A 16,312-nucleotide genomic window follows, 5' to 3' on the forward strand; every position below is an offset into this window, starting at 1 on the left:
ATGTACTTCAGTTATTGTCCGACCAAGAAAATCTTCGGCGACAACGCGGTCCCGGCGCTCGCCCGGGAAATCGGCGACGCCGGCAGAATCGCCCTGATCGCCAGCGCCAGCGCCATGAACGCGCCGGGGCTGGCGGAAGCGCTCGCCCCGCTCGACGCCCGGATCTGCCTGCGCCAGATCTCCCATGCCGCCGGCGAACCGGATTACCTCGGCGTCGGCGCCCTCGCCGACACCCTGCGCGAGCGGCAGGTGACGCTGCTGCTGTGCGTCGGCGGCGCCTCGGTGATCGACCTGGCCAAGGCGGCGGCGGTCTGCGCCCACTTCCCCGGCAATGCCGACGAAAAATGGGCGCAACTGCTGGCCTCGCCCTTCGATACGCCGGCCCTGCCGATCGCCGTCATCAGCAGCCTGCCCGGCACCTCCTCGGAATCGAACAGCACTTTCGTGGTCAAGGATGCCCGCCGGAACAAGCGCGCCATTTCGAAAATCCACTGCTTCCCGCGGGTCATGGCCTTCGACCCGCAATTCGCGGCGACGCTGCCCCGCCGGCAGCTGCACCTGAGCATGTTCGATGCCTACATGCACGTCCTGGAACAGTGCATCCGGCCCGACCCCGTCTGCCTGGTCAACGACGGTCTCTGCATCACCGCCTTGTCGACCATCCTCGACCTGCATCGCCGCCTGGTGAGCGGCGAATTCGCCGACGAGGACCTGCTGCGTTTCTCGCGCATTTCGTCGTTCATCATCGATGGCGCGACGCTCGGCCGGGGCGTCACGGTGGATGCCGTGACCCACGAAATCGCCGTCTTCCTGTCGGCGCATTTCCCGATGGCGCACGGCGAAACCCTGGCCCGCGTCCTGCCGGAGTATCTCGCGCATCCGGCCAATGCCGGCAAACGCGCGCGTTTCGAGCAGTTGATGGCACGCTCGGTGACGGCGCTCAATGCCTTCCACGGCAAATCCGTGATCGCCGATTTCGACCTGCACCGCCATATCGCGGAAAGCGGCATCCTCGGCCAGCCGGCCGCTGACGGCCGAGCGCCGATCGGCGAAACGGAAATCGCCGCCTTCCTCGACGAGCGGGACGCCTTCTGGCAACAGAAGGGCGTGGCGAAGGAAGACGTCGGCGAGGTGCTGCGCCGGACGATCCAGCGTCTCGATGCGTGAAATCCGCAGCTTCGCCGGCCTGGCGCCGGAGCAACTCGCAAGCCTGGTCGGCACCCGGCAACTGATCGTCTGGGGCGGCAACGAAGCCTGCGTCGAGACGCTGGCGAGTCTGCGCGAGCATTACCGCGTCGCCGGGCCGATCGTCGTCCTGACCATGCAGCACGTCGGCTTCGAGCGTTTCGGCGACGCCGCCGTGCTCGCCGATCCCGGGCAGTACCTCGCCGAACACGCTATCGATCCACAATCCCACTGCGTCGTCGTCGCCTCGCTCTCGTACCGGCGGCAGATCGTCGAGCTGCTGACGGCGCGCGGCTTCATCAAGGACCGGGACTACCTCTTTCACCACGCGCTGTTCCGGCCGAAGCTGCTAGTCCGTCTCGCGCCCGGCGCCGGCTACAGGATCGCGGTCGACGACATTCTCGATTTCGTCGCCAGGCACCGCCAGGCGCTCGCCGGCAGTTGCGTCGAAGTCGCCGGTTTTCCCGACCCGCTGGCCTTTGCCGGCATCGACGACCTGCTGGCCGGACTCGACGCCTTGGGCCCGCTCACCGTCAGCACCTACATGCCGGCGGACGGGCTGCTGACGCCCCGCACCCGCCACCCGCTGCGCCTGCGCCTGTTTGCACTGGCGCGGGAAGCAGAATTCCGCAGCCTTTTTCCCGACACCGCCTGGCCGAGAGCGGAGCGGGAAATCGCCGCCTTTCTCGAGCGGATTCCCGGCAACCTGCCGACCCAGGTCGTCAGGACCGGCTTTACCGGCCCCGCGCCCCGGCTGCCCGAACGGGCAAACATCATCTACGCCGACGATCTGTCCTATCCCTGGGACTACACGGCGCTGCTGCACTACGCGAGCCACCCGACGGCCGCCGCCCGGCACGACCTCGAGCAATGCTGCGGCTTCGACGTCGATGCGGCGCTCGCCAAAGCCCGGCTGCAGCGCGAGAAGAACTGCATGTGCGAACGGGTCTTTCCGGTCTTCAACGCCGACGGTTCGCTCGCCACCTGCCACCTCTACAGCGCGGCGCCGTTGAGCACGACGCCGCTCGCCGCATCGCTGGCAGAAATCATCGCCACCCGGAAATTCAACCCGCACTGCCGCACCTGCCAGGATGCCGGCCTGCATCGTTTGGACCTGAGACTGCTATGAGCCCCTCACCATCCGCCACCGGAGAAGCCATGGAAGACAGCCAGCGCCGCGCCCTCAGGCAGCGCGCGGAATACGAAAGGCGACTGGCGGCCGGAGAAAATCCGGCGCCGCTGGTGGCACGGATCGACCTCGAAGAACTGGCCGGCAGCGAACGCTACCGGCGCGTCAGCGAACTCGAGCAGATCGACCAGAACAGCGAGACCTGCTTGCGCGGCCAGCCGCTGGTGTTCCACACCCCGTCCAGACGGCTGCTCTGGCAGGCCCTCGGCCAGGAATACATCGAACCCGAACTGCTCGACTACATCGACGACATGGAAGGCGGCTCGGTCTTCTACGACATCGGCGCCAGCAACGGCATCTTTGCCCTCTACGCCGCGGTGACCGGCAAGCAGGTGATCGGCTTCGAACCGGAAATCGAGAACTTCGCGCTGCTCAACCGCAACACCTACCTCAACCGCCAGCGCATCGCCGCCGGCATGAGTTCGTTCAACATCGCCCTTTCCAGCCAGACGACGCTGGGCCGGCTGTTCATCAAGCGTTTCGAGGCCGGCGGCCACCTGAAGATACTCGACCGCCCGGTCGAGCGGGGCTTCGAGGCATTCGAGCCCGAATACGTGCAGGCGGTGATGAAGTATCGGCTCGACGACTTCATCCGCGTCAGCGGCATTCCCCGCCCCAACCATCTGAAGATCGACGTGGACGGCTGCGAACTCGAGGTCATTCAGGGAATGTCCGAAACCCTGGCCGACGCCGGACTGCGTTCGATTTTCATCGAACTGGAGGAAAATAACGAACAGTCGGAAGCTTGCCGCCGCATCATCGAAGGCGCCGGCTTCCATCTGGCAAAAAAGAAGCGGGTGCAGAACTATTTCGGCGAAAACAACTGCGTCTTCCGGCGCCATGGCTAGCCGCCCTGCCGTCCGCTTCGGCGCCAGGCATCCCGGACCTCCCATCACGGCATAACGATTCATGCTCCTGAAAGACAAACTCGCCATCATCACCGGCTGCAACCGCGGCATCGGCCTGGCCACCCTGAACGCCTTCGTTGCCCAGGGCGCCAGCGCGATCGCCTGCATCCGCAGTGAGAACCCGGAATTCGCGCAGCACTGCCAGGAACTCGCGGCCAGGCATGGCGTGAGCATCGACATCCTGCCCTTCGACCTGACCTCGGCCGACGCGACCAAGGAAGCCATCGCCCGCATCGTCGGCCTGCGGCGCCGGATCGACATCCTGGTCAACAACGCCGGCGCGGCCAGCGGCGCGCTGTTCCAGATGACCACGCAGCGGGACCTGCGGCAGATCTTCGAAATCAACTTCTTCGCCCAGTTGCAGTTCACGCAGTCGATCTCGCGCCTGATGACGCGCCAGCGTTCGGGCAGCATCATCAACCTGGCCTCGGTCGCCGGCCTCATCGGCGAACCGGGGATGACCGCCTACGGCGCCAGCAAGGCGGCGCTGATCCAGGCCACCCGCACCCTGGCCAGCGAACTCGGCGGCGCCGGCATCCGGGTCAATGCCATCGCCCCCAGCATCACCCATACCGACATGTACGAGCAGATGGACCCGGCCGCCCGCGAACGGCTGATCGCCGCCTCGGCGCTGAAGCGCGCCGCCCGGCCGGAAGAGATTGCCAACGTCGCCCTGTTCCTGGCCAGCGACCTTTCCAGCTACATTACCGGCCAGGTCATCCGCGCCGACGGCGGCATTCTGTAGGAGCACCCCCGCGATGAATTTCGACGAACTGGCAGAGATGGCGCGCTTCATGCGGCGCAAGATCCTCGACATCAGCCACGCCTGCAATCTGAGCGCCCACCTCGGCGGCGGCCTGTCGATGGTCAACATCACCGCCACCCTCTACGGCAGCGTGCTGCGTTTCGACCGCAACGATCCGCTGTGGCCGGAACGCGACCGCTTCATCCTGAGCAAGGGGCACGGCGTCCTCGGCTACTACAGCGCGCTGCTGGCAGCCGGAATAATTTCCGAGGAAACCTTCGCTTCCTTCCAGACCAACGGCAGCGACCTGATTGCCCACCCGGTGATGAACCCGGCGCTCGGCATCGAGTCGTCGAACGGCAGCCTCGGGCACGGCCTCTCGCTGGCGATCGGCATCGCGCTCGCCGCCCGCAAGAAAGGCCAGGCACACAAGACCTACGTGCTGCTCGGCGACGGCGAATGCAACGAGGGCGCGATCTGGGAGGGCGTGATGCTCGCCGCCCAGCTCAAGCTAGCCAATCTGGTGGCGATCGTCAACTACAACGGTCTGCAGAGCGATGGCGAAAGCCGGCAGATCATCGATCTCGGCGACCTCGCGGCAAAGTTCGCCGCCTTCGGCTGGAACGCCGTCACGGTCGACGGCCACGACATCCCGGCGCTGCACGCGGCGCTCACCGCCCCCTCGCCGGACCGGCCGCGCGCGCTGATCGCCCGCACGGTCAAGGGCAAGGGCATCTCCTTCATGGAAAACAACAACGAATGGCACCACAACCGGCTGACCAAGGCCAGCTACGATAGCGCCGTCGAAGAACTCTCAGTGCCCTGCCGCTAAGCCCGGCCAACCCGCCGCCTCCCATCACTCCCTCCGCCACCCGCGCCATAGCCCAGATGAACACCAACGGATACATCCTCTGCCGCCCGCAAGGCGGCCTCAATGACATGCTGTGCCAGATCGAGCACTGCTGCCGCTACGCCGAGAAATTCAGCCGCACCGTCATCGTCGATACCAAATACGAGAAGGCCATCCATTTCCGCGACCGCATTTCCAATTATTTCGTCAGCCAGCAGCAGGGGCTGGTCCTGGATGCGACGGAGGCCGACATCGAGGCGGCCAACAACTCGATCTTCCCCTACTGCGTCATGGGCAAGGTGCGCGACTACGATTTCCATTTCTCGTGGGACAAGCGGCTCTATGTCGAATCGTCCACCCTGACCCCGCTGACCTTCGAAACGCACAAGCACTACCCGACCAAATACCTGCTGCACCATACCGGCGGCAGCGGCCAGCATTCGATCTGCGCCCTGCAGCGCATGCGCCTGCACGACAGCGTGGTCAACCTGCTGATCGAGCGTCTGGAAGCGATCGGCCGCGATTACGTCGGCATCCACATCCGCAACACCGACTACGAGACCGACTACCACAACAGCCTGCACGAACTGAAGACCTTCGAGAACACGCCGATCCTGGTGTGCACCGACTCCCAGGCGGTGCTCGACGACGCCCGCGCGATCATCGGCGAGGACCGCGTCATCTCGTTCTCGAACCTGGAGACCGGCGAGGACAAGCGCATCCATTTCTTCACCGACGACAGCCTCGCCCGCCAGCGCAACCTGGACGCCATCGTCAACCTGCTACTGCTGGCCTTCTCCACCTACCTGGTGACGCTGCCGCTGAAGATCAACAAGGAAGCGCCGCAAGGCGGCTACTCCGGTTTTTCGGTGCTGGCCGGGCTGCTGCACAACAACCGGACGACGCTGATGTCGATCGTCGGCCGCCAGCACCGTACACTGCGGAAGTTCGCGTTCAGCCTGATCTGAGCCCGCGCCCAACCCTCACGCCGAAAGATCGCCGATGGAGTTTTCTACTGGAAATGTTCGCCTCTGGTCGAGACTGGGACCGCGAGGCATGTTCGGGCAGGCCATCCTGGCGCTGGCCGAGAGCTGTCCCGAACTGCTGGTCCTTTCCGCCGACCTCGGCAATTCGTCCGGCCTCGACCGCTTCAAGCAGACCTATCCCGAGCGCTACCTCAACGTCGGCATCGCCGAACAGAATCTGATCGGCGTCGCCGGCGGCCTGGCCAAGGAAGGCTTCACCGTCTTCGCCACCTCGTTCGCCCCCTTCATCACCATGCGCGCCGCCGAGCAGATCCGCATGAACCTCGGCTACATGGGCTTCAACGTCAAGGCGGTCGGCATCGGCAGCGGACTGGGCATGGGCTTTCTGGGCAACTCGCACTACGGGCTGGAAGACGCCGCCATCATGCGCAGCATCCCCAACCTGACCGTGGTCTGCCCCGCCGATTGCGGCGCCATCGCCAAGACCGTGTTCGCCGCGGCCAGCCATGCCGGGCCGATGTACATCCGGCTGACCGGAGCCCCCAACACGCCGATCGTCTATCGCGAGGATTTCCCGTTCCAGCTCGGACGGGCGATCTCCTTGCGCGAAGGCGGCGACGTCGCGCTCGTCGCCTGCGGTTCGATGGTGCACGCAGCGCTGGCTGCCGCCGACCTCCTGGCGCAGGAAGGCATCGCCTGCAGCGTCACCGACATGCACACCCTGAAGCCGCTGGACACCGCGCACCTCGACCATCTCGCCGGCAGCGCCCGGCTGCTCGTGACGATCGAGGAACACAGCCGGATCGGCGGGCTGGGGAGCGCCGTCGCCGAGCATCTCTGCGCCATGGACGCGCATCCGCCGCTGTTGCCGATCGCGCTGCCCGACGCATTCGGCAAGAGCGGGGAGTACGCTTTCCTGCTCGACCACTACGGGCTGACGCCCGGCAAACTGGCGGGCCGGATCGGCGAACGCTACCGGCGCCTTGCCCCGGCCGCCTGAACCGACACCTCCCGCCCCCGTCCTCCCGCTTTTCCCTACCGCCCAGGCCGCAATGCAGATCTCGATCAAAGAACACCACCGGCAGTACCGGCACCCCTATTACCTGTACGCGCCGGACTTCACCGAACTTTCCTGCGGCATCCGGGTGATGCACTACCTGTGTCACATCCTGAACCTGCACGGTTACGAAGCCTATGTCGTCACGCCGAAGACTTCGCCCGAACTGTGGACCCCGTGCCTGACCGAAGCCGTCATCAATCGCCATTTCGCGCTCGACCTCAAGCCGATCGTCATCTACCCCGAAATCACCCGCGGCACCCCGCTCGGCGTCGGCGTTCCGGTGCGCTGGCTGCTGGCGCCGCCGGGCAAGATCTCCGGCCATGCCGACTTTGCCGAAGGGGAAATCACGATCGGCTATCGCGAGGCATTTGTCGATCACCCCGAAATTCCGCTGCTGACCGTCCCGGCCTCCGACCCCCGCCTGTTCGGACCGGGGCTTCCCGAGGCAGAGCGTTCAGGCAGGTATTTCTTCTTCAACCGCCTGCTCAGTTCGGGCGGCGAACTGCTGCCCGTCACCGACGGCGCCATCGAAATCTCGCCGCGGCAGCCGCGCAGGCTGCAGGAACTCAGCGACATCTTCAAGACCGCCGAACTGCTGTACTGCTACGAAGAGGGAGCGATCACCGTCGAAGCCCGGATGTGCGGCTGTCCGATCGTCTATCTCCCCAACGAGCACTGGCTTCCGGCGATGCCGGTCAGCGATTTCAGCAATGACGGGATTGCCTGGGGCGACAGCGAAGACGAAATCCGGCGCGCCAAGGCGACGGTGCACGAAATCCATCGCCAGGCACTAGCCATCTACCAGCGATTCGAACCCCAGTTCGAAGCCTTCGTCGAACCTCACCCAGAAAGCCGCCGCGGCGGCGAGCATGGAAAGCTGTTACGGCAAGAGCAGCCGCAACATCGCCGGCCTGCCGCGCAACGACCTGAATGCCGGCATCGCCCAGCGCCAGGCCGGCAACCTTGAGGGCGCCTTGCTGCTGCTGTCGCGCTACGTCTCCAACTTCCCGGACGACGGCGAGGCCTTCTTCCATCTCGCGCTGGTCAGCGCCGATCTCGGCATGTTCGAGCACAGCGCTTCCTTCGTCGCCGAAGCGATGCTGCTGGAGCCGCAACGCGCCGACTATCTCGCCGAACTGGCGCGCCATCTGCTGCGTTGCGGCAACCCGCGCGACGCCATCCGCTATTTCCAGGAATACCAGCAACGCGATCCCTCCGATCCGTCAACCTATCCCGAACTGGCCGAAGCCCTCTACCGCAACGGTCAGGCGCAGGACGCGCTGTGGATGCTGAGCGCAGCTTCGGCAACCAGCCGGCAGCCGGAAATCCTCGCCAAGCTGATCGAGCTGGCCTCCCGCCAGGGCAACCTGGAAGACATCATCCAGGCCTGCCGGCGCGGCCGCCGGGTCGCCCCCTACCAGAGCCTGCTGATCCGGATGCTCAGCCGCAGCGACGCTTCCCCCGGCGAAATCGGCCAGGAGATCGCCAGCTTCCGCCAGCATTTCCCGGCGCTGCCGGCGCGTCGCCCCCGCCGCTGGCGCGCTGCCGGAGAAACGCTTGCCATTGCCTTCCTGATCAGCGATTTCGGCCAGCCGACGGCGGCCAGACAGCTCGAAGCCCTGTTCCGCCTGCTGCCGGCGAGCGAATTTCGCACCATCCTGGTCAACAACGACCCCTACAGTGCCGGCAACGAGCTGGCCGAGCGTTGTTCGCTGCTCTGCGACGCCTACCTGCAGGCCTTCGACCGCGACGATGCGACGGTCGAGGCGCTGCTCGAACAACTCGACACCGACATCCTGGTCAGCCTGGACGGCCATGGCGCGGCGCAGCGGGCGAGCCTGTTGTTCGCCTCGGCGACGCCGCTGAAGCTGTCGTGGAGCGAACTGCCGCTCGATCCGGCGGGCGAGATCCTGAGCATGTACGGCGCAGGCCTCGCCGCGCCAGCAGCGGACCGCGGGGAGGCCGGCGCGTTGACGCTGGCCGGCCTGGGCGAATACCTCGACCTGCCGGACGTCGACATCCGGCAGCCACCGCCGGGCGGCCCCCGCTTCGCCTGCCTGACGCCGGTCGCCAGGCTGAACCGGGAAGCCTGGGCACTCTTCGCCCAGTTGCTGAACGACGACCCCGCCGCCTCGCTGACCCTCAACCTGGGCGAACTGGACGACGCAGCCGGGCAGCGGGTGGCTGCCGACTTCGCTGCTTGCCAGATAGCGCCGCAACGGCTGCACTTCGTCCGCGCCAGCGACGCGAAAGCGCTGTGCCAGGCGTGGAACGACGTCGATGTCGGCCTGGCGCCGCTGCATGGCGACGGCGATCAGGCGCTGCCGACCTGTCTGTGGATGAACCGCCCCTACGTGGCGATCGACTCGCCGCTGCCTTGGTCGAGACGCCCGGCCGCGTTGCTGCGCCTGGCCGGTCTGGCGCATTGCGTTGCCGCCAGCGCCGCCGACTATCCCGCCCGCGCCCGGCAACTCGGCGCCAGCCGGGAAAAGGTGGCCGGCCGATCCGCCCTGCGCGCTTCTCTGGCAAGCAGTGCCGAGTCCTTCGTCGCCGACTTCTCCGAACGCATCCTGCAGGCTTTCCGCGCATCATGAACCCGACCCCGAGCTTCTCCGTCATCGTCTGCAGCATCGATGCAGGCAAATTCGCCCAGGTCAGCGCCGCTTACCGGCGCCTGCTCGCCGGCCACCGCTGCGAGATCATCGGCATCCACGACGCCGCTTCGCTGGCCGCAGGCTACAACCGCGGCATCCAGCAGGCGAGCGGCGACATCCTGATCTTCTCTCACGACGACATCCTGATCCTCGACCCGGATTTCGCCGCCAAGGTCGTGCACCGCCTGACGCATTTCGACCTCCTCGGCTTTGCCGGCGCCAGCAAGCTGGTCAGCGACCTGTGGGCGGGCGCCGACCTGCCCTTCCTGCACGGCGTCATCGCGCACGCCCCGGCGCAATCGCGGCAAATCACCCTCGATGTCTTCGGTGCGCTGCAGTGGCCGGTCGCCGGCGAGATCAAGGCGATCGACGGCCTGTGCATGATCGCCCGCGCCGACGTGGCGCGGCAGGTCGGTTTCGACGCCGTGACCTTCGACGGCTTCCACCTCTACGACCTCGATTTCAGTTTTGCCGCCTACCGCGCCGGCTACCGGATCGGCGTCTGCTGCGACATCCCGCTGATCCACCACTCGGCGGGAAAATTCGACAGCCGCCAGCAGCATTACGCCGACCGTTTCCTGGAGAAGCACGGCCCTTATCTGGATTCCCAGGAATTTGCCCGGCCGCCCGGCCACACCTGGACGACTGCTGCCTTCGCCGACGATCAGGCCGTCCTGCGCACCTGGCAGGAAAACACGCTGCAACGCAGCAGCATCGCCATCTTCCGCAAGGCCGGACTGCCCGTGCCGACGGCAGTCGCCTCCCTGTCGGAAGTGCCTCGCGCCGTTCAGGCCAAGAAACGCGACGAAGAAGCCGACGATGCCCCGACCACAGCGCCAGCCCCGATCCCGGAAAGCCCGCCCGACGAGGCCTACCGGAACTGGCTCGCCGCCCGTAGTCTCGACCCCGTCGACCTGCAGCAACTGGCGCCCCGCGCCGGCGAAGCGGCATGGCCGAGCTTCCAGATCCTGCTCCGCCTGCCGGCGGGCGCCGAGGCGCATCTCGCCGACACGCTGGACAGCCTCGGCGAGCAGTATCTCGACGCCTGGCGCCTCGACATCGTCACCCCGCTGCCGGCACCGGACGGCCTCGCCGAACTGCCCAACATCGGCTGGCACGAAGTGGCCGCTGGCCAGCCAGTCGCCATCGCAGTGCTGGTGGAGGCGGCCGCCGCCGACTGGGTCCTGGAAATCCCGCCCGGCGCCCGCCTCGACCCCCTGTACCTGTGGCGGATCGCCACGGAAGCCGCCCGCTCGCCCGCTATCCAGGCCTTTTTTGTCGATGACGACTGCACCGACCCGGCCGGCCAGCGCCAGGCGCCGCGTTTCAAACCGGGCTGCAACCCGTCGCGGCTGCTCGCCAGCGACCTCGCCGGCCCGCTCTGCGTGCGCCGCCCGGCCTATCTCGCCGCCGGTGCGGCACCGGCCGGCAGCCCCTGGTTCCGGCACCTGCTCAGCATTGCCGAACAGCATGACTGGGCGAGCATCGGACACATTGCCGACGTCCTGATCACCTACCCGCAGGCTTTCCCGAGCGACACCGAGGCCTGCCTGCACGCCCTGCTCGACTTCCTCGGCCGGCGCGCGCCCGGCGCCGAAATCGTGCCGGTCACCGGCAACGCCTGGAACATCCGCTATCCCCTGCCGTCGCCCGCGCCCAAGGTCTGCATCGCCCTGCTCTCGCAGGGGCAGCTCGACCTGCTGGCGCGTTGCCTGAACAGCATCCTGAAATTGACGCATTACCCGGACTTCGAAGTCCTGCTCGTCGTCGATCCAAAAACTGGCGACAACGAACTGGACAACTGGTTGAGCACCGACGCCCCGGCCGCCGCGCCAGGACGAATCCGCGTCCTCCGCCCGTCGCCGCAAGGCAACCATGCCGCGCGCGGCAACCTGGCGATGGCGGCCAGCGACGCCGACTACGTCGTGCTGCTGCGCGAGGAAGCCGCCATCGTCCAGGAACAGTGGCTCGACGAGTTGCTCCGCCCGCTGCTCCAGCCCGCTGTCGCCGCCGTCGCCCCGCTGCTGATCACGCCCGGCAAGGCGGAAATCTGGGCCGCCGGCTGCGTGCTGGGCCTGATGGGCAGCCGCGGCTATCCCGAGCAACAGAAGATCACGCTCGGCCAGCCGGGTTATCTCGAACACGCCAGCGCGCCGCGCGACACCAGCACCCTGTCTTCCGGCTGCGTGCTGTGGCGGCGCGCCGACTACCTCGAAGCCGGCGGCATGGACGAGACGCTTTTCGGCGACCATCTGGCCGATGCCGACCTCTTCCTGAAACTGCGCGACAAGCAACGCCGGCTGCTCTTCCAGCCGGCTTCGGTCGTCGTCTTCAACGGCCCGGAAAGCCCGACCCTCGACTACGACCCCGCCTACAAGGCGCAAGCCGCCATCGCCGGTGAAGAAGCGGCGCACGAACTGAACGCGCGCTGGGGTCGCCCCGCCGCTGTCGACCCCTTGTGGAACCCCAACCTGTCGCTGACCACCTACAGCCCGCTGCCGGAAACCAAGTTCCGGGCGCAGTGGCAGTTCCTGCCCAGCGACCGGCCACGCATCTTCGCCTGCCCGATCCCCAACGGCCAGGGCGACTACCGCATCACCTCGCCCCTGAAAGCCGCCCGCAAGCTCGGCCTGGCGAGCCAGTGCGTGTGGATGCAGAGCACCAAGAACCCGAATTACCTGACCGTCCCCGAACTGCTTCGTCTCGCGCCGGACACGGCAATCGTCCAGAACTACATCTTCGACCGCCCGCTCGCCGCGCTCGATCGCTGGCACCGGGCACCCGGCCGCCCATTCACCGTCTACGCGCTGGACGACCTGATCACCGGCCTCGACCCGAGCAACCCCTTCTTCAAGAACATCCCGGCCAACGCCCGCGCCCGCCTGCAATACGCCCTCGACCGCTGCGACCGGATGGTCGTCTCCACCGAATTCCTGGCCGATCGCTACAGCAGCTTCATCGGCGACATCCGCATCGCGCCCAACTGTCTCGAACAGGAAATCTGGCTGCCACTGCGCAGCCAGAAGCGCACCGGCAAACGCCCCCGCATCGGCTGGGCCGGCGGCTCCACGCACCACGCCGACCTGCTGCTGCTCCGGGAAATCATCGAACGCACCCGCCACGAGGCCGACTGGGTCTTCTTCGGCATGTGCCCGCGCGACGTCCTGCCGCTGCTCGCCGAATTCCACGACACCATCGCCTTCGAGGACTACCCGGCCTATCTCGCCGCGCTGAATTTCGACATCGCTGTCGCGCCGCTGGCGCAGACCGAGTTCAACCGCGGCAAGAGCAACCTGCGCCTGCTGGAATACGGGATTCTCGGCATTCCTGTGGTTTGCACCGACATCGACCCCTACCGCGACAGCCCGGCCTGCCGCGTCGCCAACAGCGTCGATGCCTGGGTCGAAGCCCTGCGCGCCCGCATCCACGACGCCGACGCCCGCGAACGCGAAGGGGTCGCCATGCGCGACTGGGTCTGTCAGAATTACCTGCTGGAGAATCGCGTGAACGACTGGCTGGCCGCCCATCTTCCTGACTGATTTCCCGACATCGAAAGTTTTTTTGAAAACGCACTAAAGAAGTTACTGCACGCGTCGTAAATCAACCTGTCAGCGGAACGATCTCCGCATCGGCGGGGTGTTAAAGGCCATGGCAAGATCGGCCCGACCCAAAAGATCAATTTTTCAGGAGAAAGAAAATGTCGCAAATCAACACCAACACCTACTCGCTCAATGCCCAGAAGAACCTGGCCAACAACTCGCGTGGTCTGGCTTCCGCTCTCGAGCGTCTCTCCTCCGGTCTGCGCGTCAATTCCGCCAAGGACGACGCGACGGGTCTGGCCTCCGGCATGAAGATCGATGCCTCCGCCCGCCTGACCGCCGTTGAAATCCGCCAGCAATCCGACACCATCTCGTCGGCGCAGATCGCTGACGGCGCGCTGCAAGTGGTCGGCGACATCATGGCCCGCGTCATCGAACTGAACAAGATGGGTGGCGGCGGAGCGGAAATCGCCAAGCTGACCGCCCAGGCAGCCACCATTCAGACCGACGCCAACGCCGCTATCGCGACCTTCGGCGGTACCACCTTCACGACGGTCGGTGTGGCAGGTACGGAAACGGCAGCATCGGCACTGACGGCAGTTTCGTCAGAGCGTACCAACCATGGCGCGACGATGAACAACGCCGAGTACGCCATCCAGGCCAAGCGCGCTTCCTACGAAAACCAGCAAGCCGCCCGCAGCCGGATCATGGATGCCGACTTCGCCGAAGAAACCTCGCGTCTGTCCCGCTTCCAGGTTCTGCAACAGGCCGGCACGGCGATGATCGCTCAAGCCAACGCGCTCCCGCAAAACGTACTCTCCCTGCTCCGCTAACTAGTTCGGGTCAGTAGCTTTGAGGTGTGGTGGCTTGCAGAAGCCCCACACCTCTTTGTGCTTTAATTCGGGAGCATGAAATGACGATCGAATCCATCGGTACCAACGTCGCAGCACCACCCATCTCTGGCACGATGGGCAGTGGCGGCGCTTCGGTCAGGCAGGCGCCTGCACCGACGTCGAGTACTACCGCTCAGACCCGGTCCACGCAAACGGCTAGCTCAACCAGCCAGGCAGCGCAAAAAACTGCCGAAGCCAAGGATCGCACGCCGCAGAGCATCAGCGACACGCCACTCGAAGATGCCGTACAGAAACTCACCGACTTCGTTTCGACCCTTCACTCGGAGATCAGCTTCTCGATCGACGAGACCTCGGGAACGCGCGTAGTCAAGGTTCTCGACAGCCAGTCCAAGGAAGTGATCCGGCAAATCCCCTCCGAGGAGGCAATCCAGCTGGCCCAGGCACTGGACAAGCTGCAAGGCCTCTTCGTGCGCGAAAAAGCCTGATCCGTCCGATCTTTTCGGGGTAAACCATCATGGCAAGCTACAGCTCACTCGGTATCGGCGCAGGCGTTGACCTGCAAAGCATGCTGACCAAGATCATGGACGCGGAGAGAATCCCGCTCAACATGCTGCAAAGCAAGATCACCACGACCGAAGCCAAGCTTTCGGCATGGGGAACGTTGAAATCGAAGCTGTCAACGCTGGAGACCCGCAGCACCACGCTCAGTTTCGAGTCCAGCCTGCAGCGCCGCTCGGCCACCGCAGCGGACACCTCGATCGTATCGGCCAGCGCGGCTTACAATGCCGCCGCAGGCAGCTATGGCATCGAGGTCACGCAACTTGCCAGCGCCCAGAAAAGCTTCACCAGCGAGTATGCCGCCGGAACGACGTTCGACCAGGGCGACCTGAACTTCACGGTCGCCGGCCAGGCGAAATCGATCAGCCTGACCGGGCAAGCGACCTATACCCTGGAAGAAGTTGCCGCCCAGATCAACGAGAACAAGATCGGCGTGACGGCAACGGTCGTCACCACGGCCACCGGAACACAACGCATGGTGCTGACCGGCGACGATAGCGGCGCCAGCAACAGCTTCAGCCTGAATTCGACGATGACCGCCTCGGGCAGCCAGGCGGCGCTGGGCAGTTTCGATATAACCACCGCCGGTCTTGCCCGCTCCGATGCCAAAGATGCCTTGATGAAGATCGATGGCATCGACGTCAGTTCGAGTACCAACAGCTTTTCCAGCTCGATTTCCGGCCTGAACATCACCGCCAGCAAAATCGGCAGCACCACGCTGACCGTAGCCACCGACAAGGCGAGCATCGTCTCCTCGGTGCAGTCCTTTGTCGATGCCTTCAACGCGGTCGTCGACGACATCAAGACCAACTCGACTTACGACTCGACGACCAAGGTCGGCGGCGCTTTTTCCGGCGACAGCGCGGCGCGGAGCATCCTGACCGCCCTGGGCGACGCCAGAACCACCGAACCGGCAGGTGTCGCCGACAGCAGCTTCAAGGCGCTCTCCGACCTCGGCATTTCCATCCAGTCGAACGGCAAGCTGTCGCTGGATAGCGCAGCCCTGCAAGAGGCCCTGGGCGAAAATTCCGGCGACGTCATCACGACGCTGAACGCCTACGGCAACGCCTTCGGCGATGCCCTCGCCAACTTCCAGGGAAGCGACGGCGTGGTCAGCAACCGGGTCAATGGTCTGACGACTTCCTCGGCCCGCTTCGCCGACGACAAGGAAGCGATGGAATTGCGGCTGGAACTGATCGAAAAGCGCTACCGGGCTCAATTCACCGCTCTGGACACTCTGGTATCGTCAATGTCCACGACCAGCAGCTACCTCACGCAAACATTCGCAGCCCTGAGTTCATCGAGCGGCTAACTCTCGCTATACTGTTGCAACCCAGCTTCAATGAGCCAGTAAACCATGTTCGCCAGTTCACCCAACGCCTACAAGCAGATCGGCCAAGATGCCGACATCCTGGGTGCCGATCCGCACCGGCTGATCGTCCTGCTGTTCGACGGCGCCGATGCCGCCTTGCTCAAGGCCAAAGCCTGCCTCGAACAGAAGGACATCCGTGGCCGCTCGGACGCCCTGATCAAGGCCATCGACATCATTTCCCATGGTCTGGCGGACAGTCTCAATCAGGAACATGGCGGCGACCTCGCCAAGAACCTGAGTGCGCTGTACGAATACATGGTGAGCCGGCTGATCTATGCCAACATCCATCAGGACGAACGCGCCATCGCCGAAGTCCAGAAACTGCTCGCGGAAATTGGCGGTGCCTGGCGCGAAATGGGCGACAACCTGAGGAAGCAGGGCTCGACCGGAGGAACCCAGCCCTGAACGACGA

Annotated in this window: 14 protein-coding genes; all 14 read left to right on the forward strand. The window is 65.4% G+C overall.

Annotated elements, in window-relative coordinates; all coding sequences use genetic code 11:
• Window positions 1-1,167 carry an iron-containing alcohol dehydrogenase gene (locus AC0KWY_RS09760; RefSeq protein ID WP_474029448.1) on the forward strand — a complete coding sequence of 389 codons (1,167 nt, stop codon included), beginning with the start codon at window positions 1-3 and terminating at the stop codon, window positions 1,165-1,167.
• Entirely contained in the window at window positions 1,160-2,314 is a 1,155-nt protein-coding gene (locus AC0KWY_RS09765; protein ID WP_474029449.1) for a hypothetical protein, read from the forward strand. Before AC0KWY_RS09760 ends, AC0KWY_RS09765 begins: the two co-directional genes overlap by 8 nt.
• A 29-nt stretch (window positions 2,315-2,343) precedes the next feature.
• A complete protein-coding gene (locus AC0KWY_RS09770; RefSeq protein ID WP_474029450.1) occupies window positions 2,344-3,222 on the forward strand; it encodes an FkbM family methyltransferase in 879 nt (292 codons plus the stop codon).
• A gap of 61 nt (window positions 3,223-3,283) precedes the next feature.
• Window positions 3,284-4,027 (forward strand): SDR family NAD(P)-dependent oxidoreductase, encoded by a 744-nt coding sequence (locus AC0KWY_RS09775; protein WP_474029451.1) that lies wholly within the window; start codon window positions 3,284-3,286, stop codon window positions 4,025-4,027.
• Window positions 4,028-4,040: 13 nt separating this feature from the next.
• Entirely contained in the window at window positions 4,041-4,859 is an 819-nt protein-coding gene (locus AC0KWY_RS09780) for a transketolase (protein ID WP_474029452.1), read from the forward strand.
• A 56-nt stretch (window positions 4,860-4,915) separates the two neighbouring features.
• Window positions 4,916-5,845: an O-fucosyltransferase family protein gene (locus tag AC0KWY_RS09785; RefSeq protein ID WP_474029453.1), complete on the forward strand. Its 930-nt coding sequence runs from the start codon at window positions 4,916-4,918 to the stop codon at window positions 5,843-5,845.
• 88 nt (window positions 5,846-5,933) lie between these two features.
• Window positions 5,934-6,863, forward strand: a complete 930-nt coding sequence (locus tag AC0KWY_RS09790) for a transketolase family protein (protein WP_474029454.1) — start codon at window positions 5,934-5,936, stop codon at window positions 6,861-6,863.
• A 52-nt stretch (window positions 6,864-6,915) separates the two neighbouring features.
• Complete coding sequence (locus AC0KWY_RS09795) at window positions 6,916-7,890, forward strand: hypothetical protein (RefSeq protein WP_474029455.1); 975 nt, start codon at window positions 6,916-6,918, stop codon at window positions 7,888-7,890.
• Window positions 7,793-9,517 (forward strand): tetratricopeptide repeat protein, encoded by a 1,725-nt coding sequence (locus tag AC0KWY_RS09800; RefSeq protein ID WP_474029456.1) that lies wholly within the window; start codon window positions 7,793-7,795, stop codon window positions 9,515-9,517. Before AC0KWY_RS09795 ends, AC0KWY_RS09800 begins: the two co-directional genes overlap by 98 nt.
• A complete protein-coding gene (locus tag AC0KWY_RS09805) occupies window positions 9,514-13,116 on the forward strand; it encodes a glycosyltransferase (RefSeq protein ID WP_474029457.1) in 3,603 nt (1,200 codons plus the stop codon). The genes AC0KWY_RS09800 and AC0KWY_RS09805 overlap by 4 nt, the downstream gene beginning before the upstream one ends.
• 158 nt (window positions 13,117-13,274) lie before the next feature.
• Window positions 13,275-13,949 carry a flagellin gene (locus AC0KWY_RS09810; protein ID WP_474029458.1) on the forward strand — a complete coding sequence of 225 codons (675 nt, stop codon included), beginning with the start codon at window positions 13,275-13,277 and terminating at the stop codon, window positions 13,947-13,949.
• Window positions 13,950-14,029: 80 nt separating this feature from the next.
• Window positions 14,030-14,455: a flagellar protein FlaG gene (locus AC0KWY_RS09815; RefSeq protein ID WP_474029459.1), complete on the forward strand. Its 426-nt coding sequence runs from the start codon at window positions 14,030-14,032 to the stop codon at window positions 14,453-14,455.
• Window positions 14,456-14,484: 29 nt separating this feature from the next.
• Window positions 14,485-15,840 (forward strand): flagellar filament capping protein FliD, encoded by a 1,356-nt coding sequence (fliD, locus tag AC0KWY_RS09820; protein WP_474029460.1) that lies wholly within the window; start codon window positions 14,485-14,487, stop codon window positions 15,838-15,840.
• 45 nt (window positions 15,841-15,885) lie between these two features.
• Window positions 15,886-16,305 (forward strand): flagellar export chaperone FliS, encoded by a 420-nt coding sequence (fliS, locus tag AC0KWY_RS09825; protein ID WP_474029461.1) that lies wholly within the window; start codon window positions 15,886-15,888, stop codon window positions 16,303-16,305.
• The last annotated feature ends 7 nt before the right edge of the window (window positions 16,306-16,312 follow it).

This window comes from Azonexus sp. MM2026_4 (assembly GCF_055901855.1).

Bases quoted from the DNA above. Each gene is read 5' to 3' on its own strand.
- AC0KWY_RS09760 (WP_474029448.1), top strand. From the start codon at position 1: ATGTACTTCAGTTATTGTCCGACCAAGAAAATCTTCGGCGACAACGCG.
- AC0KWY_RS09765 (WP_474029449.1), top strand. From the start codon at position 1,160: ATGCGTGAAATCCGCAGCTTCGCCGGCCTGGCGCCGGAGCAACTCGCA.
- AC0KWY_RS09770 (WP_474029450.1), top strand. From the start codon at position 2,344: ATGGAAGACAGCCAGCGCCGCGCCCTCAGGCAGCGCGCGGAATACGAA.
- AC0KWY_RS09775 (WP_474029451.1), top strand. From the start codon at position 3,284: ATGCTCCTGAAAGACAAACTCGCCATCATCACCGGCTGCAACCGCGGC.
- AC0KWY_RS09780 (WP_474029452.1), top strand. From the start codon at position 4,041: ATGAATTTCGACGAACTGGCAGAGATGGCGCGCTTCATGCGGCGCAAG.
- AC0KWY_RS09785 (WP_474029453.1), top strand. From the start codon at position 4,916: ATGAACACCAACGGATACATCCTCTGCCGCCCGCAAGGCGGCCTCAAT.
- AC0KWY_RS09790 (WP_474029454.1), top strand. From the start codon at position 5,934: ATGTTCGGGCAGGCCATCCTGGCGCTGGCCGAGAGCTGTCCCGAACTG.
- AC0KWY_RS09795 (WP_474029455.1), top strand. From the start codon at position 6,916: ATGCAGATCTCGATCAAAGAACACCACCGGCAGTACCGGCACCCCTAT.
- AC0KWY_RS09800 (WP_474029456.1), top strand. From the start codon at position 7,793: ATGGAAAGCTGTTACGGCAAGAGCAGCCGCAACATCGCCGGCCTGCCG.
- AC0KWY_RS09805 (WP_474029457.1), top strand. From the start codon at position 9,514: ATGAACCCGACCCCGAGCTTCTCCGTCATCGTCTGCAGCATCGATGCA.
- AC0KWY_RS09810 (WP_474029458.1), top strand. From the start codon at position 13,275: ATGTCGCAAATCAACACCAACACCTACTCGCTCAATGCCCAGAAGAAC.
- AC0KWY_RS09815 (WP_474029459.1), top strand. From the start codon at position 14,030: ATGACGATCGAATCCATCGGTACCAACGTCGCAGCACCACCCATCTCT.
- fliD (WP_474029460.1), top strand. From the start codon at position 14,485: ATGGCAAGCTACAGCTCACTCGGTATCGGCGCAGGCGTTGACCTGCAA.
- fliS (WP_474029461.1), top strand. From the start codon at position 15,886: ATGTTCGCCAGTTCACCCAACGCCTACAAGCAGATCGGCCAAGATGCC.